General features: G+C 65.0%; 17 protein-coding genes and 2 pseudogenes. 13 read left to right on the forward strand and 6 right to left on the reverse strand.

Annotation, left to right across the window (positions count from 1 at the left end):
• Positions 1 to 250: 250 nt before the first annotated feature.
• A pseudogene (locus HU760_RS24725) lies at positions 251 to 1,216 on the forward strand (methyl-accepting chemotaxis protein); the annotation flags it as partial.
• Positions 1,217 to 1,318: 102 nt separating this feature from the next.
• Positions 1,319 to 2,074 (forward strand): methyl-accepting chemotaxis protein, encoded by a 756-nt coding sequence (locus tag HU760_RS24730; protein ID WP_414707184.1) that lies wholly within the window; start codon positions 1,319 to 1,321, stop codon positions 2,072 to 2,074.
• A gap of 32 nt (positions 2,075 to 2,106) precedes the next feature.
• Here the strand turns inward: HU760_RS24730 and HU760_RS14295 are convergent, their stop codons facing one another.
• On the reverse strand, positions 2,107 to 4,002 hold the full coding sequence (locus HU760_RS14295; RefSeq protein WP_186676558.1) for a S8 family serine peptidase: 1,896 nt from the start codon (positions 4,000 to 4,002) through the stop codon (positions 2,107 to 2,109).
• 164 nt (positions 4,003 to 4,166) lie between these two features.
• Here HU760_RS14295 and HU760_RS14300 point away from each other — a divergent pair, with 164 nt between their 5' ends.
• The 7 genes and pseudogenes from HU760_RS14300 (at position 4,167) to HU760_RS14325 (ending at position 9,445) form a co-directional block, all read left to right on the forward strand.
• Positions 4,167 to 5,183: an ABC transporter substrate-binding protein gene (locus HU760_RS14300; protein ID WP_186676555.1), complete on the forward strand. Its 1,017-nt coding sequence runs from the start codon at positions 4,167 to 4,169 to the stop codon at positions 5,181 to 5,183.
• 69 nt (positions 5,184 to 5,252) lie between these two features.
• Positions 5,253 to 5,489 (forward strand): hypothetical protein, encoded by a 237-nt coding sequence (locus tag HU760_RS24735; protein ID WP_437179861.1) that lies wholly within the window; start codon positions 5,253 to 5,255, stop codon positions 5,487 to 5,489.
• Positions 5,441 to 5,671, forward strand: a pseudogene (locus tag HU760_RS24740) (proline/glycine betaine ABC transporter permease); the annotation flags it as partial. The gene HU760_RS24735 and the pseudogene HU760_RS24740, both read left to right, overlap by 49 nt.
• Before the next feature lie 166 nt (positions 5,672 to 5,837).
• Positions 5,838 to 6,701 (forward strand): LysR family transcriptional regulator, encoded by an 864-nt coding sequence (locus tag HU760_RS14310; RefSeq protein ID WP_186676552.1) that lies wholly within the window; start codon positions 5,838 to 5,840, stop codon positions 6,699 to 6,701.
• Positions 6,702 to 6,841: 140 nt separating this feature from the next.
• Positions 6,842 to 7,759, forward strand: a complete 918-nt coding sequence (locus HU760_RS14315) for an AEC family transporter (protein WP_186676549.1) — start codon at positions 6,842 to 6,844, stop codon at positions 7,757 to 7,759.
• Between the two features lie 33 nt (positions 7,760 to 7,792).
• A complete protein-coding gene (locus HU760_RS14320; protein WP_186676547.1) occupies positions 7,793 to 8,398 on the forward strand; it encodes a cell wall hydrolase in 606 nt (201 codons plus the stop codon).
• A gap of 195 nt (positions 8,399 to 8,593) precedes the next feature.
• Complete coding sequence (locus HU760_RS14325) at positions 8,594 to 9,445, forward strand: CAP domain-containing protein (RefSeq protein WP_186676545.1); 852 nt, start codon at positions 8,594 to 8,596, stop codon at positions 9,443 to 9,445.
• Between the two features lie 165 nt (positions 9,446 to 9,610).
• Here the strand turns inward: HU760_RS14325 and HU760_RS14330 are convergent, their stop codons facing one another.
• Positions 9,611 to 10,627, reverse strand: coding sequence for a GlxA family transcriptional regulator (locus tag HU760_RS14330; RefSeq protein WP_186676542.1), 1,017 nt, complete (start codon positions 10,625 to 10,627; stop codon positions 9,611 to 9,613).
• A gap of 104 nt (positions 10,628 to 10,731) precedes the next feature.
• Between HU760_RS14330 and HU760_RS14335 the strand changes: the two genes are divergently transcribed.
• Positions 10,732 to 11,343 (forward strand): LysE family translocator, encoded by a 612-nt coding sequence (locus tag HU760_RS14335; RefSeq protein ID WP_186676539.1) that lies wholly within the window; start codon positions 10,732 to 10,734, stop codon positions 11,341 to 11,343.
• Between the two features lie 31 nt (positions 11,344 to 11,374).
• Here HU760_RS14335 and HU760_RS14340 read toward each other — a convergent pair whose 3' ends face one another.
• A complete protein-coding gene (locus HU760_RS14340; RefSeq protein ID WP_186676525.1) occupies positions 11,375 to 12,574 on the reverse strand; it encodes an MFS transporter in 1,200 nt (399 codons plus the stop codon).
• A gap of 105 nt (positions 12,575 to 12,679) precedes the next feature.
• A complete protein-coding gene (locus tag HU760_RS14345) occupies positions 12,680 to 13,585 on the reverse strand; it encodes a LysR family transcriptional regulator (protein ID WP_186676523.1) in 906 nt (301 codons plus the stop codon).
• Positions 13,586 to 13,702: 117 nt separating this feature from the next.
• Here HU760_RS14345 and HU760_RS14350 point away from each other — a divergent pair, with 117 nt between their 5' ends.
• The 3 genes from HU760_RS14350 (at position 13,703) to HU760_RS14360 (ending at position 18,066) form a co-directional block, all read left to right on the forward strand.
• Entirely contained in the window at positions 13,703 to 14,053 is a 351-nt protein-coding gene (locus HU760_RS14350; protein ID WP_186676521.1) for a cupin domain-containing protein, read from the forward strand.
• Between the two features lie 219 nt (positions 14,054 to 14,272).
• Positions 14,273 to 16,690, forward strand: coding sequence for a glucose/quinate/shikimate family membrane-bound PQQ-dependent dehydrogenase (locus HU760_RS14355; RefSeq protein WP_186676519.1), 2,418 nt, complete (start codon positions 14,273 to 14,275; stop codon positions 16,688 to 16,690).
• 107 nt (positions 16,691 to 16,797) lie between these two features.
• Positions 16,798 to 18,066 (forward strand): carbohydrate porin, encoded by a 1,269-nt coding sequence (locus HU760_RS14360; RefSeq protein ID WP_186676515.1) that lies wholly within the window; start codon positions 16,798 to 16,800, stop codon positions 18,064 to 18,066.
• 42 nt (positions 18,067 to 18,108) lie between these two features.
• Here the strand turns inward: HU760_RS14360 and argE are convergent, their stop codons facing one another.
• A complete protein-coding gene (gene argE, locus HU760_RS14365) occupies positions 18,109 to 19,269 on the reverse strand; it encodes an acetylornithine deacetylase (RefSeq protein ID WP_186676513.1) in 1,161 nt (386 codons plus the stop codon).
• Positions 19,262 to 19,939: a DUF1028 domain-containing protein gene (locus tag HU760_RS14370; RefSeq protein WP_186676510.1), complete on the reverse strand. Its 678-nt coding sequence runs from the start codon at positions 19,937 to 19,939 to the stop codon at positions 19,262 to 19,264. The genes argE and HU760_RS14370 overlap by 8 nt, the downstream gene beginning before the upstream one ends.
• Positions 19,940 to 20,150 lie beyond the last annotated feature (211 nt).

Consider the following 20,150-nt stretch of genomic DNA (forward strand, 5'->3'; position numbering starts at 1 on the left):
CACCCTGCTCGTCGGCCTGTCGCTGTACCGCATGGACCACAGCTCGGACCTGGTCAAGGCCAGCAGCATGCAGATGCTGACCGAGTCGGCGCAGTCGCGCATCGAATCGCAAGGTGAAGTGCAGGCGTTGAACATCCGCCGCCAGTTCATGGACGCCTACCAGTACGGTGCCGGCTTCGCCCGCCAGGTGCTGTTCTTGCGTGAACAGGCCGAAAAGCGCTTTCTCGATGCCTTCGACCTGCGTGAGGACATGACCCGCCAGGTGCGCGCCGCCTTGCAGGCCAACCCGGACCTGCTCGGTTTGTCGCTGGTATTCGAACCCAACGCGCTGGACAACAAGGACAGCCTGTTCGCCGGCAAGGCGGAACTGGGTAGCAACGCCACCGGGCGTTTCGCCCTGTATTGGTCGCAGCCGCGGGTTGGCCAGCTGACGTCCATGGCCCTGCCCGAAACCGACATGGCCAACACCGAGATCGGCCCCAGCGGCCAGCCGGCCAACACCTGGTGGGTCTGCCCGCGTACGTCCGGCAAGGTCTGTGTGGTGGAACCGTACTTCTATGACATCGATGGCCAGCAGGTGCTGATGACCAGCATCGTCTTCCCGCTGGTGGTCGACGGCAAGGTGATCGCCACCCTGTCCGTGGATATCAACCTCAACAGCCTGCAGGCCCTGAGCCAGGAAGCCAGCCGCAGCCTGTACGAAGGCCGGACCACGGTCGGCATCCTCAGCCCGGTCGGCCTGCTGGCCGGCTACAGCGCCGACGCCAGCAAACTGGCCCAGCGCTTCGACCAGGTCGACAAGGCCAAGGGCGCCGAACTGGTACGCACGCTGGCCGATGGCAAGTTGACCACCCTGCACGACCAGCAACGCCTGAAAGTGCTGGCAGCGTTCCGCCCGATCCCGGATGCCCAGCCGTGGGGCGTACTGCTGGACGTGCCGGAAGATGCCCTGACCGGGCCGGCCGAGGCGCTGAAACAGGAACTGGACGCGCTGAACACCAGCGGCACCCTGCTGGAGCTGGGCCTGGGCCTGGCCGCGGCAGTTGCCGGCCTGTTGATGGTGTGGTTGATGGCCCGCGGCGTGACCCGGCCGATCCTCGGCGTGGCGGCCATGCTCAAGGACATCGCCAGCGGCGAAGGCGACCTGACCCGCCGCCTGACCTACCAGAAGCGTGACGAACTGGGCGAGCTGGCCGGCTGGTTCAACCGCTTCCTCGACAAGCTGCAGCCGACCATCGCCGAGGTCAAACACTCGGTGCAGGCCGCCCGTGGCACTGCCGACCAGTCTTCGGCAATTGCCACGCAGACCAGCGCTGGCATGGAGCAGCAGTACCGCCAGGTCGACCAGGTGGCCACCGCCTCGCACGAGATGAGCGCCACCGCCCAGGACGTCGCCCGCAGCGCCGCGCAGGCCGCGCAGGCCGCCCGCGACGCCGACCAGGCGACCCGCGAGGGCCTGGCGGTGATCGAGCGCACGACCACCAGCATCGATGCGCTGGCCGCCAACATGAGCGAAGCGATGGCTGAAGTCGAGGGCCTGGCACAGAACAGCGAGAAGATCGGTTCGGTGCTGGAGGTGATCCGCTCGATCGCCGAACAGACCAACCTGCTGGCACTCAACGCTGCCATCGAGGCAGCCCGCGCCGGTGAGGCCGGGCGTGGTTTTGCCGTGGTGGCCGACGAAGTGCGCAACCTGGCCCAGCGTACCCAGGAATCGGTGGAAGAAACCCGCCAGGTGATCGAGGCGTTGCAGAATGGTACCCGTGAAGTGGTCGGTGCGATGGACAACAGCCATCGCCAGGCTCAGGGCGGTGTAGAGCAGGTTGGCCAGGCGGTCACTGCGCTGCAGCGCATCGGCCAGGCGGTCACGGTGATTACCGACATGAACCTGCAAATCGCCTCGGCCGCCGAGGAACAGAGCGCCGTGGCCGAAGAAATCAACAGCAACGTGGCGACCATCCGCGACGTCACCGAATCGCTGTCGGGACAGGCCAACGAATCGGCGCGGGTCAGCCAATCGCTGAACAGCCTGGCCAACCAGCAACAGGCGCTGATGGACCAGTTCCGCGTGTGAATGGATCAGGGCCGGCAGCTGCCGGCCCTGGCTCAGGCCGCAAACCTGCCACCGCCGAGGATGCGGTCCAGCAGCACCAGCGCGCCATGCACATTGGGCCTGGCGCCCATCGGCAGCACATCGGTACCGGGTAATGTGGCGTCGTGATACCCGGACGCCATGACCAGCTGATGCATCTGGTTGCCATTGAGATAGACGTGGTGCTGCTCCATTGCGTAGGACTGGATCAGGCTCAGTGAGCCGCACACCATTGGCGTAGCGCTGGAGGTGCCAGCGTAGCGGTCTGTGTAGTCCCTGTCCTCACCAGACAGGTCCTGCAAATACCCATAGGAAAGCGTGACTACGCTGTCGCCCCAGGCATTGAGCATGCGGTAACGGTAATGGTGGTTGGAGTAGGCGTGGGGCTTGCCGTCATACGACTGACTGGCGCCCACCAGGATGGCACCTGAATCGCCATGGTCATTGAAGTAGCGCCAATTGGTCAGGTCTACGCCCTGCCCTTCGTGTGTTTGTCGTTCTGCAAGGGTCTTGCTGCTGCCATTGGCCGCGGCATTGACCACCACTGCACCACGCTGGCTCAACTGCTGCATGACGGTCCACCAGGCCTTGTCGTGCAAGGACGGCAGCATCGTGCTCAACACCTCGATACTTGCAGTTTGGCGATTGATGCCGACGATGTCCCCGGGTTCTACATTGCGCAGCAACTCCGTGAGCGTCTGGAAAGCGCCCTGGGCGTCTGTCGCGCGGTTGTTGTACAAGTACAGCTCGCTGTCATGGCTGATCCCTGTAGCGCCGACCCCGTTGCGCCTTGCCAGAATGATACCCACTGAAGCCGTGCCATGACGCGGATCATCATTTGGCTCGAGCGACACGACGCTCAAAGCCGTGTTGCCACGCAGGTCTTCATGTCCAGCATGCAAACCACCGTCGCTGAAGTGAATCCGCGCGCCCTTGCCCGTCACCTTGTTGGCCCAGGCCTTGCGCACATTCAGGCCCTTCCAGCGGGGGCCGGGTTCGTCGAGGTAGTTCTGGCGTGGCTCGAAGTCGGGCGTGGGTTGGGCATTTTCATAAGCCCTGTTGCCTGCCACCACTGCAGTACCTGTCAGCAAGGTTGCCAACAGCCCCGCCAGCACGAATGCGGCGGGGTGTGGTTCCGAAGGGGCCGGCGCCATCTGCATGGATATTACGTAATCCAGCGCCGCCATCGACTTGAGCAATGCCAGATAGGTGTCATTGAGCATGCTGGCAGGCTGGTCGAGGTAATAGTACTGGCGTAACGCATGAAGCCGGTTATCGTCCAGATCATGTTTATCCAGGACCGGCCTGGGCGCGATCACCGACTTCAGGTTCGGCCAGTAACGCGACAGTGCAGAGCCGGAAGCAGGCTCCAGGTCTCGAAGGAAGTGCTCGTAACCCCCGGCACTGAACTCGATGACCAGGGTCGGGTACGAAGTGCCTGGTGCCAATAGGGGCAGCGCGTGTCCGGCTGCCTCCGCGCCCGCCAGCGCCCGCTTGCGACGCCCGCCAGCAGAAGGCAACGGGACCTTGTCGAGGACGCTGCGGTTGGTCTCCTCGGCCTTGATGTCGAGTACCAGCGGCGGCATGTCGATGACACCGGCCCCTCCGACAGGCCGGTTCATCGCCCGCGCATGCTCGTCCTGCAGTACCACCCTTGGTCGGATGGTGTACACCCCTGCTTCCTTCTCGGCGAGCAGTGTGGCTGGGCAACCGTGGTCACTCAGTTTGCCGGTGTGGGCCCGGGAATAGACCGAAATCCCTCTGAACGACACCGGGCCATCGGGGCCAGCCCGTTCCAGTTCGTAGCGAATGCGGCTGACCTTGTGCAGGTCTGCGCCACTGCAACGAACGTGCAGCTTTCCATCAAAACGGAAGTTGCGGTAATAGACGAAATTCAAGTCCAGCGTCATCAGGAATACCTCGCAAAATGTGCTTGCCAAACGGCGCTGGGCACCTTTGCAAACCGCCGCCCCCGCTGGCATCAGGAGCCTGTTCCCTGCCGCCGTCGGCACCGCGCGGGAGGGGTCGTCTACACTTGCCCGCAGCTACCCCACGGCAACCGACGAGGGCCCCGATGAAGAGAATTCCAACGTTGCTGGCCGGCCTGCTGCTCGCCGTCGGCCTGGCCAGCACCGACAGCGCCGCCTCGGCAGAACGCAGCGAGCCCATCCACTTTGGCGCCATCGGCTGGGAAAGCGGCGCACTCACCACCGAAATCCTGCGCCTGATCGTCGAGCGCGGGTATGGCTACCCCACCGACACCCTGCCCGGCAGTACGGTCAGCATGGAAGTGGCGCTCGCGCGCAACGACCTGCAGGTAATCGCCGAGGAATGGGCCGGGCGCAGTCCGGCCTGGGTCAAGGCAGAACAGGCCGGCCAGGTGTTCGCCTTGGGCGACACGGTCAAGAATGCCGAAGAAGGCTGGTGGGTGCCGGCCTACGTGATCGAGGGCGATGCCGCACGCGAGCTGAAACCCGTGGCGCCGCAATTGCGCAGCGTCGAGGACCTCAAGCGTTACCCGCAGGTGTTCCGCGACCCCGAGTCACCCGGCAAAGGGCGCTTTCTGAATAGCCCTAGCGGCTGGACATCCGAAACCGTCAACAGCCAGAAACTCAAGGCCTATGGGCTGAATGATCTCTATACCAACTTCCGCAGTGGCTCCGGGGCTGCAATGGATGCCGAAATCGGCTCGGCCATCCGCCGTGGCCAGCCGGTGCTGTTCTACTATTGGAACCCGACCCCTTTGATGGGGCGTTACAAACTCATACGCCTGCAAGAGCCGCCGTTCGATGCCCAGGCCTGGGCCACCCTCACCGATGCCGGCAACCCCAAGCCCAAGGGCAGCAGCTCGCTGCCGGCCAAGTTGTCGATTGGCGTATCCAAGGCCTTTCGCGAGGGCTACCCGGAGCTGGTGAGCGTATTCGAGCGGGTCGACCTGCCCATCGACCGACTGAACAATGCACTGGCCGACATGAGCGAAAAGCGCACGCCGCCCCGCGACGCTGCCCTCACCTTCCTGCGCGATAACCGCGAGGTGTGGAAAGCCTGGTTGCCTGCGGACATTGCCACCAAGGTCGAGGGCAGCCTGTGAGCGGCGGCTTCCCCGAAGCCCTGCAATTTTTCCTTTGCCGACAGCGTCAACCGCCTGGTCGACTGGCTGGTGCTGCATTACGGCGATCACCTGCGCAGCGTCTCGGACCAGTTGCTGCAACTGCTGGTCGGCCTTGGCAAGGTGCCCGCCGTGTTCGCCACGCTGATCTATGCCCTACCACCGCTGGTGCGGCTGACCGAACTGGGCCTGAGCCAGATCGACCCTTCGCTGCTGCAAGCCGCCCATGGCCTGGGGCCCTGCCGCTGGCGCTGCCGAGCATCATGGCCGGGCTCAACCAGTCGGTGATGATGGCCCTGTCGATGGTGGTGGTGGCTTCGATGATTGGCGCCCGCGGGCTGGGCGAGGACGTGCTGTCGGGGATCCAGACCCTGAATGTCGGCCAAGGCGTCGAGGCCGGGCTGGCGATCGTCGCCCTGGCCATGGTGATCGACCGGATCAGCCAGGCTTATGGGCGTGGTGGGCGCTGAGGAGTATTGCCGCTGCCGGCCTTTCGCAGCACAAGGCGATTCCTTGCAGGAGCGCATAGGGAACAAGGTTCGAGAGCGTGTCACATTCCCTGTGGGAGCTGCTTGCCGGCGATAGGGCCGGGCCTGACAATGCAGCTCTGTCAGCTTGAAACCGGACCTCACCCGCATGTCCCTCAAAGCCTTGCGCACCCTGGTGACCATCGCCCGCCACGGCACCTTCGCCCGTGCCGCCGACCTGCTCAGCCTCACACCTTCGGCGGTAAGCCTGCACATCAAGACCCTCGAAGACGAACTGCAAGTGACCTTGTTCGACCGCAGCCGCAGGCAGGTGTCGCTGACCGAAGCCGGCCAGTTGGCGGTGGCCCGCGCCGAGACCATCCTGGCTAGCTATGACGAACTGGCCGATGCCCTGGCCAACGGGCCGAGCCTGCGCGGTCGCCTGCGCCTGGGGGCGATCCACACGGTGCTGGCGCGGCGCTTGCCCAAGGCGCTGGTATGGCTGAAGGCGCACCACCCGCAACTGCACATCAGCGTGGCATCCGGCATGTCCGCTGAACTGGCGCGACGCGTTGAAGATGGCGAGCTCGATGCAGCGATCACCACCGAACCGGTCAGCCCCTACCCGCAGAGCCTGGACTACACGCCCTTGTTCGAAGACCGCTTCTGGGCCATCGCCAGCCCCGAGCTGGCCGGGCACAGTCTGGCGCAGTTGCTGGCCAGCCAGCCGTTCCTGCGCTTCGACAAGCGTGCCTGGGCCGGCCGACAGATCGAGCAGGAACTGCGCCGACAGCATCTGCAAGTGAGTGAACAGATGGAACTCGATAGCCAGGAAGCCCTGGCGCGCATGGCGGTGATGGGCCTGGGTGTGGCAATCGTTCCCATGGCTGAAGAAGACCTCGCCCGTCTGCCAGCGGCTACCTGCCTGCCGTTTGGCGAACCCCAGCTGACCCGGCGGGTGGTCTTGCTGGAGCATCAGAAAAGCCAACGGCGGCATTTGAGTGCAGTGCTGAAGACCGCGCTGGAAACTTGAAATGGCAGTCGCCGCTCCTACAAAGCCCGTGTCTGCCCGACCATGCATTTATGCTCAACAGTCAGTGAAGAAAACAACGTTTTTACAGACCGATCGCCCCCGGTAGTCTGTGCCCCGTACCCGGCCACGGAACGCTGATCATGCTTCACTTGCTGCTGACCACCCTGCTACCGATCATCCTGCTGATTGCCCTGGGCACTTTCCTGCGCCGGCGCGGCGTGCTCGCAGAAAGCTTCTGGCCTGGCGCCGAGCGCCTGAGCTACTACGTGCTGTTGCCCTCATTGTTTCTCCACGGCCTGGCCAGCGCCAACCTCGATGGCGTACCGGTGCTGGGCATGGTCGGCGTGCTGATGCTCTCGACCCTGGCTGGGGCCGTACTGCTGGTGCTGTACCAGGGCGCAGTGAACCACGATGGCGCCGACTTCACTTCAGTCTTTCAGGGCGGTATCCGCTTCAACAACTACATCGGCGCTACCCTGGCTGCGGGTATCTACGGCAGCGCCGGTATCGCCCTGGCCGCGGTGGCCAACGCCGCCATCGTGCCCTTGGTCAACCTGCTTTGCGTGCTGGTGTTCGCCCGTTTCAGCGCCCGCCATAGCTCACTTGCCACGGTACTGCGGGCCATCTTCGCCAACCCGTTGATCGTCGGTTGCGCTGGCGGCTTGCTGCTGCGCGCCAGCGGGCTGGGCTTGCCAGCGGGTATCGAGCCCACCGTCAAGGCCTTGGGCCAGGCCGCCCTGCCACTGGGCCTGCTGTGTGTCGGGGCCGCCCTGGGTGGCGCCAGCCTGGGCCAGCAGGTGCGCCCGTTGATGGCAGCAGCGGCGTTCAAGTTCCTGATCATGCCACTGACCACCTGGGGCTTGTGCCGCCTGCTCGGCCTGGGTGGCCAGGCGGCGGTGGTGGCGGTACTGTTCCAGGCACTGCCCACGGCTTCCTCTTCCTATGTGATGGCCCGGCAAATGGGCGGCAACGCGCCGCTGATGGCTGCCATCATCGCGCTCCAGACCGTGGCTGCCGCCGCAACGTTGCCCTTGGTATTGCTGCTTGCGCTTGACTAGACTGTGAACCAGCTCACGGTTCGGAGCCCGCTCATGCGCCTGTTCTGGATACTGATCGGCCTGGCCCTGCTCTCAGGCCCACTGGATGCGGCCGACCCCGCCAAGGCGGCGATCGCCGAAGACAAGGCCGCGCGGCTCGAGGACAAGGTGGTGAACGACGCGCCACCGCCGAAAAAGGCAGAAACCCTCACCCCGGCTGAAGCGCAGGCAGTGGACCCGGCGGGCCAGGCAGCACTGGACGACAGCATCACGTGCCTGGCGCGGACCGTTTACTGGGAGGCCAAGGGCGCCGACGCCGAAGACATGGCAGCGGTGGCCAGCGTAGTACTCAATCGGCTCGGCAGCGAGGGCTTCCCGGACACCATCTGCGGCGTGGTCAAACAAGGTGTCGAGAGCAAGGCCTGCCAGTTCTCCTGGTGGTGCGACGGGCGCCCTGACCAGGTCGAGGAACCGCAGCGCTATGGCATTGCCAAGGAGATCGCACGCAAGGCGCTCAACCAGCAATTGAAAGACACCACCGGCGGGGCGTTGTACTTTCACGATCGCAACGTCCGCCCGGACTGGGCCAAAGCCTATCGCAAGACAGCCCAAACCCGGCATTTTCTCTTCTACAAGCCAAACCCGGCACTGGCCCGCTGAAACCCGCCCAGGCCGGCCACGGGTAATGAGGCGCCTGATCGCACTTTTTCGCCGGCGGCCGGTCTACTCCCTCTTTTGCCGCCAGCAATGATTGCCGGCGTTTTCATTGCTTTGCACGATCCCGGGCCAAAAGCCCCGGGCTTGTGTAGGATGAGCAGCGCAAACCACGACGCTGCCAGTCATAGGGAGATCCACATGCGCGTCCTGTCATCCGTTGCCGCCTTGTCGCTGGTCCTGGTCGTCTCGACCGGGGTGCTGGCTGCTACCGGCGAAGAGGCGCAACTGATCGATTCGATCAATATCTACCGCAGCAAGGCCCAGCCCTGCGGTGGCGAAGCGTCGCTGGAGCTGCCGCCGCTCAACAGCGATACGCGCCTGGCGCTGTCACCAGAAGGAACCCGCGACCTGCAGCAGGCGATGACCCGCGCCGCTTACCCCATGGTCAACGTGCAGGCCATCAGCCTGTCGGGGCCGCGCGATGCACGCGCCGCCATGCACGCCATCGAAGAGAGCTTCTGCCAGGTGGTGCTCGACCCGCAGTTCGTCGACATCGGCGTCAGCCAGGAAGGCCGCGAATGGCGGATCGTGCTGGCCCGGCCGCTGCTCAGTGGCCGCCTGGGCGACTGGCAGGCCGAAGGGCAAAAAGTGCTGCAGGAAATCAATGCTGCGCGCAAAGTGCCGCGCCAGTGCGGTGGCCAGCCCTTTGCCGCAGCCCCTGCGCTGAGCTGGAGCGGCGTGCTGGCTGGCGTCGCCGCCAACCACACCCGGGCCATGGCCAACCAGAATTTCTTCGACCATATCGACAAGGATGGCCGTACCCCCGGTGACCGGGCCGAACTGGCCGGCTACCTGTACCGACAGATCGGTGAAAACATCGCTGCAGGGCGTGACACTGCGCACAAGGTGGTCGATGGCTGGCTGGATAGCCCGGGGCACTGCGCCACACTGATGAACCCGGACTTCCGCGAACTGGGGGCTGCCTACGCGGTGGACCCGAAGAGCGATGCGGGCATCTACTGGACGGGAGTGTTCGGGGCCCCGCAATGAGTCAGGCGGAGATAGCCTGGTTTCAGCCGTTCGGCATGAGGGGCTCAGCTCACATCGTTGTATCCCTCCATGGTTGCGAATGCCGGCAGAGCCAGTGCCATTCTCCGCGTCGCCTGCTTCGCGGATAAATCCGCTCCTGCAATTGGCGCTATTCCAGTAGCGGCTTCAGCCGCGATCACCGGCAAGGCCGGTGCCATCCAACGCGCCACCTGCTTCGCGGGCACCTGCGCGCAATTCAAGGGCGGTACAAGCGAACCGCCGACGCACGCACTTGCTCAGGTAACTGGCGTCGCCCAGGCCCACTTCGTCGGCAATCTGCGCCAGGCTGTGGCTGGAATTGAGCAAGCGCCAGCGCGCCTGCTGCAAGCGCATTTCCAGCCACCAGGCTTTCGCGCTCATGCCATGGCTGGCGTGGAACTGCCGGTCCAGCTGGCGGCGGCTGAGGCCCAGCTCCGCAGCCAGGCGCTCTACCGCCAACGGCTTGCCCAGGTGATGACGCATCAACGCTTGTGCCCGCTGCACCTGCCGCCCCTGCCCCGGCCCCAGCGCCAGCGAGCGCAAGGCATGGTGGCTGTCACGCGGATCATCCACCAGCATGTCGGCCAGGCCCTTGAGCGCCCGGGTGCGCCCACAGGCGCCCGACAACAGCGCGACGGCCAGGTCGATGACAGCAGTACCACCGGCGCAGGTGATGCGGCCGCCGTCGATGCAATACAGCTGCTCGGGCAGCACCTGCAAGTGTGGGAAGGCTGCGCGAAACTCGGCTTCATGCCGCCAGTGCACCACCACCTTGTGTCCCTGCAGCAAGCCACATGCAGCCAGCAGGAAGACGCCATTGTCCACCCCCAGCAACTTGACGCCGGCTTTGCTTGCTTGCCTGAGCAGCGCCTTGTAGTGCGGCGCCAATGCGGCAGTGGCCATGGCATTGCGCCCACCGAATATCACCAGGTAATCGAACCTGGCCAGGTCAAGCTGACTGACCAGGGCCTCGACCTGCACCACCGCACCACTGCTTGAGCGCACCGGGTCAAGGGTGAGCCCTGCCACGGTCCAGCTGCAGTAGCGCTGCTGGCTGTAATCCTCGTCATCGGTGCTGAAGCGCAACTTGTCGAGAAAGGCGCCGAACGGCAGCAAGGCGAAATCCGGTAACGGCAAGATCAGCAAGCGGATGTCGGGTGACATGGCATCGCGTCCAGAAACAACCATGGAATGTCCAGATCATACCCTGCCCGAGCGAGATGCAGACCATAGACTGAAGCCTTCTCCTCGATGAGGCACTTCCCGCCATGGCACTCGACACCTGGCTGATCTACCTGCTGGCCAGCATCGGCCTGTCGCTGACCCCGGGCCCCAACAGCCTGCTGGCCCTGAGCCACGGCGCCCGATATGGGGCGCGGCGGACGTTGTTCACCATCTTCGGCGGGGTGTTCGGCTTCAGCGCCCTGATCGCCCTGGCCATGTTCGGCCTCAGCGCATTGCTGCAGGCCTCGGCCTCGGTACTGAGCGTGCTCAAGTGGGTGGGAGGTGCCTATCTGATCTGGCTGGGGATCCAGCTGTGGCGCAGCCCCGGCCTGCACCTTGAGTTGACCGCGCAAAGCGCGCGACCGGGCAATGTCGACCTGTTCCGCCAGGGCCTGTTGTCGGCGCTGGCCAACCCCAAGGTGCTGTTGTTCTATGGCGCATTCCTGCCGCAGTTCATCGACCCGCAGCGTGGGCTGCTGTTGCAGTTCGTGGTCATGGCGGCGACCTTTGCCAGTGTCGAGTTTCTGGTCGAATACCTGTTGGCGCGCCTGGCGTTTCGCCTCCAGCCTTGGTTAGCCAAGGGCGGCAAAGGCTTCAACCGCTGCTGCGCCAGCCTGTTCGCCTTGATCGGTGTGGCGCTGCCGCTGGGGCGATAACCAGCCACTGCACAGCAGCGCGCGTTTCCCTTCAGCCCCGGCGCACCTTGGCCAGGAAAATGACCAAGGCTACACCCGGCAACCCAGCCCCCACCCACGCCACACCCTGCCAGCCGAACTGGCTGAACACCGCACTGGCAACCGCCGAGCCGAGCGCCCCGCCAAGGAAGATGCTGGTCATGTACACCGCGTTCAGCCGCCCGCGGCTGGCCGGGTCCAGTGCGTACACCTCGCGCTGGCCAATCACCATGTTCATCTGCACGGCGAAATCCAGCAGCACACCGGTAAGCCCCAGGCCAATCACGCTGTAGCCCGGCGCCGTCAGCCCCAGCAACAGGGCCGCCGGTGCCAGCAGCAGCGCCAGCAGCGAGCCAGCCCGGGCGTGGCCGGCATCGGCCAGGCGGCCGGCCAGCGGGGCGGCAACGGCACCCACCGCACCGACCAGAGCGAATACGGCAATCTGGCTCTGCGACAAGCCATGCTCACCGGCCAAGGCCATCGGCACTGCGGTCCAGTACAGGCTGAACGCCGCGAACATCAACGCCTGGTACAGCGAGCGCTGGCGCAGCAAGGGGTAACGGCGCAGCAGCGTCAGCAGCGACAGCATCAACCCGGCATAGCTGGCCTTGTGCTCGGGGCGGCGCTGCGGCAAGGTCAACGCCAGCAACAGGATGATCGCCAGCATTACCCCGGCAGCGCCGACGAACACCGTGCGCCAGCCAAAGTGGTCGGCCACCAGGCTCGACAACGGCCGCGCCAGCAGGATGCCCAGCAGCAGGCCGCCCATGATGTTGCCGACCACGCGTCCACGCTGCTGCTCCGGCGCCAGGTGCGCTGCCAGCGGGATGAGCATCTGCACCGCCACCGAGCTGAAGCCGATCAGCAGCGCATAGCCCAGGAACAACTGGCCCTGGCCACTGCGGCTGGTTCCCGCGAGCAGCAGGCTGACCCCGGCCAGTACTGCAGTGGCCACCATCAACCGGCGGTTTTCCAGCAGGTCAGCCAGCGGCACCAGCAACAACAGGCCCAAGGCATAGCCCAGCTGGGTGAGCGAGACGATCAGGCTGGCGTGCTCGGTGGACAACCCAAGGTCGGGGGCAATCAGCCCGACGATGGGCTGGGCATAGTAGATGTTGGCGACAATCGCGCCGCAGCAGAACGCCAGCAGTGCGACCAGGGCCCGGCTCAGACCGGAGGCTGCTGGCTGCGTGGCGGCAAGGGAGGGATTCATGCGAGGTTCCTCGGCAACGGATGGAAGATGCCGGTCACCTTACCCAGCGGCGTCGCCACCGGGAATCCGGCGCTGGCGCAACGGGCTTTTGCGTGTAGCGCAACGCTACGCGCGCTGTGCCAGCAAACCTTCGCAAAAGTGAATGAACGCGTTCACCCGCCTGGAGCCACGGTGGTTGGGCAGGTACAGGGCGTTGATGCTGTCGTTGGCCGCCCCAGGGCTGGCCCGCCAGTCAGGAAAAACCCGCTGCAAGCGCCCGGCTGCCACATCCTCGCGCACCAGCCAGTCGGCCAGCAGTGCAATGCCGCTGCCGGCCAACGCGGTCTCGCGCAACAGGTCGGCATTGGCGCTGCGCAACGGCCCGTTCACCTCCAGCTCCAGGCTCTCTTGCGCCCGGGTCAGGCGCCAGGGGCGGCCTTTCTGGCCATAGCGAAAGCGCAGGCAGGCGTGCTCTAGCAGCTGCCGTGGATGCTGCAGCGCATCACGCCCGGCCAAGTAGGCCGGGCTCGCCACCAGCCAACGCTCGAAGCGGCCAAGCTGGCGACACACCAGCTCATCGTTGGGCGACGGGTCGCCCAGGCGAATCGACAGGTCGTAACGGCCATCGAGCAGGTCATCCAGGCGATCGCTGAGGTCTATATCCAGTTCCAGTGCCGGGTGTTGCGCCAGGAACGGCCCCAGGTGCGGGGCGATGACCCGCCTGCCGAATTCCACCGGCAAGCACAGGCGCAGCACGCCGACAGGCTCCTCGCCACGGTCGGCGACGCTGGCATCGGCCTCGTCCAGCGCCTCGAAAATGCCTCGGGCGCGCTCGTAATAGCGGGCACCAGCCTCGGTCAGGCTGACCTGGCGCGTCGAGCGGTTGAGCAAGGTGGCACCCAACGCTGTTTCCAGGGCATCGACCAGGCGCGTCACCGACGAAGTCGCCAGCCCAAGCCTGCGCGCGGCAGCCGAAAAACCCTGGGCCTCGACGGTGGCCACGAACATCTTCATCGCCAGGAGTTTGTCCATTTGCTGCCCGTCTTCCAAATCTCGGAAAGTTCTTACAAACAACCGGGCGGGTCAAGAAGCGCGGCACCAGGAAATTGCGTCCATAGTGGAATCAGTCCCCTTCAAGCGAGGCATTCCATGACACTGCACAACCTGCTGACTGACCTGCCCCCTTGCGCGATCACCAGCGCTGAACGTATCGATGAGCTGCTCAGCCGCCCGGGCCTTCGCGTGGAGCGTATTGTTTCCACTGGCCAAGCCAGCCCGCCCGGGTTCTGGTACGACCAGGCTGAAGGCGAATGGGTGGTCCTGCTCAGTGGTGCTGCGGGCCTGCGCTTCGAACATGAGGACCACACCCGCCTGCTGGTACCGGGCGATTGCCTGGATATCCCGCCACATTACCGCCACCGCGTGGAATGGACGGCCCCCGGCACAGCCTCCATCTGGCTGGCCGTGTTCTACAACAGTGGCAGCCCGTGGCCGGCATAGAGCCTGGCACTTTTGCAGCCTTCCATGCCAGCCGCTGCATGCCACGGGTCTGTATGAACAGGTCCTTTCCTGCAATTTTGCCTACCTGTTCAATACTTTTAGTCACAAAGCGGCGAGTTCACTCCTGCGACAATCAGCCTCACAAAATTATGTACCAACTTGTTAATTAGCAAGCTAAGCGTTTAAACTGCGCGCATTCCACCTGCTGAGATCCCTGGCATGAAAGCAATTCCACGCGCTTCCGGCGCCTCAAACATGATCCTGGTCGGCCTGGGCGTGATCATCGCCCTGCTTGGCCTCCTCCTGGCTGCGGGCGGCGTCAAGCTGGCCGGCCTGGGCGGTTCCTGGTACTTCCTGATCGGCGGCCTGGCCATGGCCATTGCCGGCGTACTCATCGCGCGTCGCAAGCAGGCTGGCGCCTGGCTGTACGCGGCATTCCTGGTGGGTACTGCAATCTGGGCGCTGGCCGACGCCGGCCTGGTGTTCTGGCCGCTGTTCTCGCGCCTGTTCATGTTCGCCGCCATCGGCCTGGTGGTGGCGCTGGTCTACCCGCTGCTGGCGCGTGCCAATGGCGCCAGCGCCGGCCGTGGTGCCCATGGCGTGGCCGCGATCATGGCCGTGGCGCTGGCGATCGCCGCCGGCAACATGTTCATTGCCCACCCCAGCGTCGCCCCCACAGGCCAAGGCCCGGGCATCACCCCGGTCGACGCCGGCAAGCAGCAGAAGGACTGGGCCCACTATGGCAACACCGAAGGCGGCAGCCGCTTCGCCGCGCTGGACCAGATCAACCGCGACAACGTCAGCAAGCTCAAGGTGGCCTGGACCTACCATACCGGTGACGTGGCCATCAGCGACGGCAACGGCGCCGAAGACCAGCTGACCCCGCTGCAGGTCGGCAACAAGGTGTTCATCTGCACCCCGCACAACAACCTGATCGCCCTCGACGCCGACTCCGGCAAAGAGCTGTGGAAGAATGCGATCAACGCCCAGTCCAAGGTCTGGCAGCGCTGCCGCGGCATGGCCTATTTCGACGCCAGCGCGCCGATCGTCCAGCCGACCCAGCCGAACAGCACGCCGGTCACCATCGGTAGCGTGCCGGCCGCTGCCAACTGCCAGCGTCGCCTGCTGACCAACACCATCGATGGGCGCCTGATTGCCGTCGACGCCGACACCGGCGAGTTCTGCCAGGGCTTCGGCAACAACGGCCAGGTCAACCTGATGGCCGGCCTGGGCAATGTCCCGGACTCCTACTACCAGCTGTCCTCCGCACCGCTGATGGCCGGTACCACGGTGGTAGTCGGTGGCCGTGTCGCCGACAACGTGCAGACCGACATGCCTGGCGGCGTGATCCGTGGTTTCGACGTGTTCACCGGCGAAATGCGCTGGGCCTTCGACCCGGGCAACCCGGACGACCGACAGGCGCCACAGGGCGACAACACCTACGTGCGCAGTACCCCGAACAGCTGGGCACCGATGTCCTATGACCCGGCGATGAACACCGTATTCCTGCCGATGGGCTCGTCGTCCACCGATCTCTACGGCGTCGAACGCACCCGCCTGGATCACACCTACGGCGCTTCGGTGCTGGCCCTGGACGCCACCACCGGCAACCAGAAGTGGGTGTTCCAGACCGTGCACAACGACCTGTGGGACTTCGACCTGCCGATGCAGCCGAGCCTGATCGACTTCACCAAGGACGACGGCCAGTCGGTACCGGCGGTGGTGATCGGCACCAAGGCCGGGCAGATCTATGTGCTCGACCGCGCCACCGGCAAGCCGCTGACCCAGGTTGACGAAGTCCCGGTCAAGCCCGGCAATATTCCCAACGAACCCTATTCCCCGACCCAGCCCAAGTCGGTGGGCATGCCCCAGATCGGCGCGCAGACCCTGACCGAGTCGGACATGTGGGGGGCTACCCCGTATGACCAGCTGCTGTGCCGTATCGACTTCAAGAAGATGCGCTATGACGGCCTGTACACCGCACCGGGCACCGACCTGGCGCTGAGCTTCCCGGGTTCTCTGGGTGGCATGAACTGGGGCAGCATTTCCACCGACCCGGTGCATGGTTTCATCTTCGTCAACGACATGCGCCTGGGCCTGTGGATTCAGATGATCCCGTCGCAGAACAAGGGCGGTGCCGCCTCCGGGGGCGAGTCACTGAACACCGGCATGGGCGCTGTACCGCTCAAGGGCACCCCGTATGCGGTAAACAAGAACCGCTTCCTGTCGGTGGCCGGCATCCCGTGCCAGGCGCCGCCATTCGGCACCCTGACGGCCATCGACATGAAAACCCGCCAGGTGGCCTGGCAGGTGCCGGTCGGTACCGTTGAAGACACCGGCCCGCTGGGCATCCGCATGCACCTGCCGATCAAGATCGGCCTGCCGACCCTCGGTGGCACCCTGTCGACCCAAGGCGGCCTGGTGTTCATCGCCGGCACCCAGGACTTCTACCTGCGTGCCTACGACAGCAGCAATGGCAACGAAATCTGGAAGGCACGCCTGCCCGTGGGCAGCCAGGGCGGCCCGATGACCTATGTCTCGCCGAAAACCGGTAAGCAATACGTGGTGGTTACCGCTGGCGGCGCGCGCCAGTCGACTGACCGTGGCGACTACGTGATGGCTTACGCACTGCCGTAAGACCGCGTCGCCTGCTTCGCGGGCACGCCCGCTACCACAGGGTTGCTACCGGCCCTCGTGGAAAGCGGGCTTGCCCGCGCCCCTGCAACACACACCGAGATTCAGTAATGCCCCGCGTAACCCGCATCACCCCCACCCTGCTGCTGGCCCTGGCCAGCACCACCGCCCTGGCCGACGCCGACCTGACTACCCGCAGCACCCTTACCGGCGACTGGGGCGGCCTGCGCCATCAGCTGGAAGCAGACGGCGTCAAGTTCAGCGGCGACTACAGCGGCGAAACCGCCTACAACGCCCATGGCGGTCTGCACCGCTCGGCGCGCTATTCGCAAAACCTGAAACTGGGCGTGCAGTTCGACCTGTCGAAACTGTATGGCCTGGACAACGGCGGCAAGGTCCAGCTGACCATCAACGACCGCCGCGGCAACAGCGCCTCGGAAGACCTGGTGGGCAACCGCCTGCCGATCCAGGAAAACTACGGTGGCCTCTACACCCGCCTGACCGAACTGAGCTACGAGCGTACCCTGTTCACCCCGGCGCTCAACGTCAAGCTTGGCTACATGGCCATGGGCAACGACCTCGGCGGCCTGGACAGTGGCATCCTGTGCAACTTCATGAACGCCGGTTTCTGCGGTCACCCGCTGAACATGTCGGGCGGCAGCGGCTGGACCAACTACCCCAATGCCCGCCTGGGCGTACGGGTGAAGTACGACCTGTCGCCGGCCTGGCAACTGCGCGTGGCGGCGTTCAACGTCGATCCCGAGAGCAACGGCAACGCCAGCCGCGCCTGGCACCTGGGGCCCAAGCACACGACTGGCACCGTGGTACCGGTCGAGCTGGTGTACAAGCTGCAGGGCGAGCTGCCAGGCGAGTACAAGCTGGGCTACTACTACGACAGCTCTGATGTGAAGCGCATCGGCAGCCGTGACGAGGTGTCAGGTCGTGGCGGCCACTATCTGCTGGTCGACCAGGCACTGTGGGCCGATGAGGGTTCGCCAGGCCGCAGCCTGCATGCTTTTGGCCAGTACTCGGCGTCGAGCAAGGCCGCCTCGCCGTTCACCCGGTGGTATGGTGCCGGCGTGGTACTGTACAAGCCGTTCGAGGGGCGCCCCAAGGATACCGTGGCACTGGGCTATGGCCGCGCCGTGCCCAACCCGCGTAGCCGCGAGGCCCTGGAAGATGCCGCGTACAACGCTGGCCAGCCGTTCCCCGATATCGACAGCGCCGAGCAGTTGATCGAGCTGAGCTATGGCTACCAGGCCACGCCCTGGCTGAACCTGCGCCCGGACATGCAATACATCATCGAGCCGGGGGCGTTCTCCGGGCAGGCCATCGACAACGCGCTGGTACTTGGCCTGCAGGTCAAGGCAACCTTCTGAAACGCAAGGGGCCGCGATGCGGCCCTTTCGTGGGCAACCGCCTCAGGCCTGCCTGAGGTAGTCCACCAGTCTCGACAGCATGGCATCACAGCCCCGCAACTGCTCGACGCTGACAAACTCATCCGGCTTGTGCCCTTGGTCCATGCTTCCCGGCCCACACACCACCGTCGGGATACCCGCCTGGTCGAACAACCCGCCTTCGGTGCCAAACGCCACCGTAGCGAATTCCTCCGAGCCGCTCAGCAACGCCACCAGGCGCGCCGCTTCGCTGTCTGCCGGCGTGGCCAGCCCCGGATAGGCGCTCAACGGTTGCAAGCGTATGGCGCTGGCGGCATTGACCTTGCGCATCCGCGGTAGCAACTCGGCCTCGGCATAGGTTTGCAACTGGTCGGCCACCGCCTGTGCTGCAAACCCCGGTAATGTGCGTACTTCGAAATCGAACTCGCATTCTGCCGGGACGATGTTCAGCGCCCTGCCGCCCCTGATCACACCGGCCTGCACCGTGGAGAACGGTGGATCGAAACGCTCGTCGTGGTACTCCGGCAAGGCCAGGGCCTCACCAATCTCACCGAGCTTGCCGATCAGCTTCGCCGCATACTCGATGGCGTTCACCCCGTACGGCGCATAGGCCGAATGACAGGCCGCACCCTGCACCTGGCAGCGCATCGCCAGCTTGCCCTTGTGCCCGAGCACCGGCTTGAGTTCGGTGGGCTCGCCTATCAGGCACAGCCGAGGCTTGTGCGGGCGTTGTTCGAGGGCAGCCAACAGCGAGCGCACCCCCAGGCAGCCAACTTCCTCGTCGTAGGAAAACGCCAAGTGCACCGGCAGGCGCAACGGCTGCGCAGCAAACGCAGGCACAGCTGCCAGTACCGAGGCGATGAAGCCCTTCATGTCGGCCGTGCCGCGGCCATACAAGCGGCCGTCGCGTTCGCTCAGGGCAAACGGTTCAACCGTCCAGGCCTGGCCGTCGACCGGTACCACATCGGTATGCCCGGACAGCACGATACCGCCAACATCCCTTGGCCCGATGGTGGCGAACAGGTTGGCCTTGGTGCCTTCCGGGTTATGAAACAGTTCGCTTTCCACTCCCAACCCGGCCAGGTAATCGCGGATGAAACCGATCAGCGCCAGGTTGGAATCCCGGCTGACCGTGGCAAAGCCGATCAACCGGGCCAGCAGCGCGCGGCTGGCGTTTTCACTCATCGCCCGGTACCCCGTAACTTGGCGCGGCAGTCGGGTTGAGCGCACGGGTGACGTAGTCCTGCATCTGCGGTCGGTACGCCTGCCACAGGCCGTCGAGCACGCCGATCGGATCGGTGTCGGCCCAATCCACCCGCAAGTCCACCAACGGCCAGGTCAGTTCGCCGGCAATCTTCAACGCCGCCGAGTGCACCGGCCCGGCCTCACCGCCAGCAGCTATCGCCGCCTGCATGGCCGCCAGCAGACGGTCGGCCAGGTGCCCTCCAGCCTGCTCGAATGCCTGCACCATCGCCTCGATCACCTGGGGCGAAGCCAGCAGGTTGCCCGCTGCCGCACATTGCTCACCGGCCACGGCGTGATGCGTGCCCAGGGCTTCCTTGCCGGTGAACAGCGCGACCTGGCCGTGGCTGTCGATCACCGTGACCTGGCGGTACTCGCTCCAGCCATTGGCGCTCAGCACCCGGTCCAGCGCCGCCGCGGGCGGCAACTGCTGCTGTTCCAGGGCATCGAGAATCTGCGGCCCCAGCGCTGGCAAGGTGATGTTCTGCGTGGCCACCGCGCCGACGCCCGCCCTCACCCACGGGCAGCGGGCGCCCACCGCGATGCTCGACGAGCTGATGGCGATACCGACCTGCCCAGTTTCCTGACAACGGCCGATGATGGAGAAAGTCATGTCATGGTTCCTGTTGTGCTGTGCGATTCAGGGCATTCTGGGTCGAACCTTGCGGCAGGCGAAACCACCTTTTTTCGTGGCTTTGCAAAGGAAAAAACTAAGGCCACGACAAGCCGGCCAGGCTCCTCGTTCTGCTGCCGTATCCAGCCCTGCGGGCCACAGGAGCCAAGGCCTTCGCCGTTTTATGGGCAAGCCCAAGCTAAATACTATT

The sequence above is a fragment of the Pseudomonas oryzicola genome (genome assembly GCF_014269185.2).
Classification (GTDB): domain Bacteria; phylum Pseudomonadota; class Gammaproteobacteria; order Pseudomonadales; family Pseudomonadaceae; genus Aquipseudomonas; species Aquipseudomonas oryzicola.

Bases quoted from the DNA above. Each gene is read 5' to 3' on its own strand.
- HU760_RS14295 (WP_186676558.1), bottom strand. From the start codon at position 4,002: ATGACGCTGGACTTGAATTTCGTCTATTACCGCAACTTCCGTTTTGAT.
- HU760_RS14345 (WP_186676523.1), bottom strand. From the start codon at position 13,585: ATGGACAAACTCCTGGCGATGAAGATGTTCGTGGCCACCGTCGAGGCC.
- HU760_RS14355 (WP_186676519.1), top strand. From the start codon at position 14,273: ATGAAAGCAATTCCACGCGCTTCCGGCGCCTCAAACATGATCCTGGTC.
- HU760_RS14350 (WP_186676521.1), top strand. From the start codon at position 13,703: ATGACACTGCACAACCTGCTGACTGACCTGCCCCCTTGCGCGATCACC.
- HU760_RS14370 (WP_186676510.1), bottom strand. From the start codon at position 19,939: ATGACTTTCTCCATCATCGGCCGTTGTCAGGAAACTGGGCAGGTCGGT.
- HU760_RS14330 (WP_186676542.1), bottom strand. From the start codon at position 10,627: ATGTCACCCGACATCCGCTTGCTGATCTTGCCGTTACCGGATTTCGCC.
- HU760_RS14325 (WP_186676545.1), top strand. From the start codon at position 8,594: ATGCGCGTCCTGTCATCCGTTGCCGCCTTGTCGCTGGTCCTGGTCGTC.
- HU760_RS14310 (WP_186676552.1), top strand. From the start codon at position 5,838: ATGTCCCTCAAAGCCTTGCGCACCCTGGTGACCATCGCCCGCCACGGC.
- HU760_RS14315 (WP_186676549.1), top strand. From the start codon at position 6,842: ATGCTTCACTTGCTGCTGACCACCCTGCTACCGATCATCCTGCTGATT.
- HU760_RS14300 (WP_186676555.1), top strand. From the start codon at position 4,167: ATGAAGAGAATTCCAACGTTGCTGGCCGGCCTGCTGCTCGCCGTCGGC.
- HU760_RS24730 (WP_414707184.1), top strand. From the start codon at position 1,319: ATGGAGCAGCAGTACCGCCAGGTCGACCAGGTGGCCACCGCCTCGCAC.
- argE (WP_186676513.1), bottom strand. From the start codon at position 19,269: ATGAGTGAAAACGCCAGCCGCGCGCTGCTGGCCCGGTTGATCGGCTTT.
- HU760_RS14335 (WP_186676539.1), top strand. From the start codon at position 10,732: ATGGCACTCGACACCTGGCTGATCTACCTGCTGGCCAGCATCGGCCTG.
- HU760_RS14360 (WP_186676515.1), top strand. From the start codon at position 16,798: ATGCCCCGCGTAACCCGCATCACCCCCACCCTGCTGCTGGCCCTGGCC.
- HU760_RS14320 (WP_186676547.1), top strand. From the start codon at position 7,793: ATGCGCCTGTTCTGGATACTGATCGGCCTGGCCCTGCTCTCAGGCCCA.
- HU760_RS14340 (WP_186676525.1), bottom strand. From the start codon at position 12,574: ATGAATCCCTCCCTTGCCGCCACGCAGCCAGCAGCCTCCGGTCTGAGC.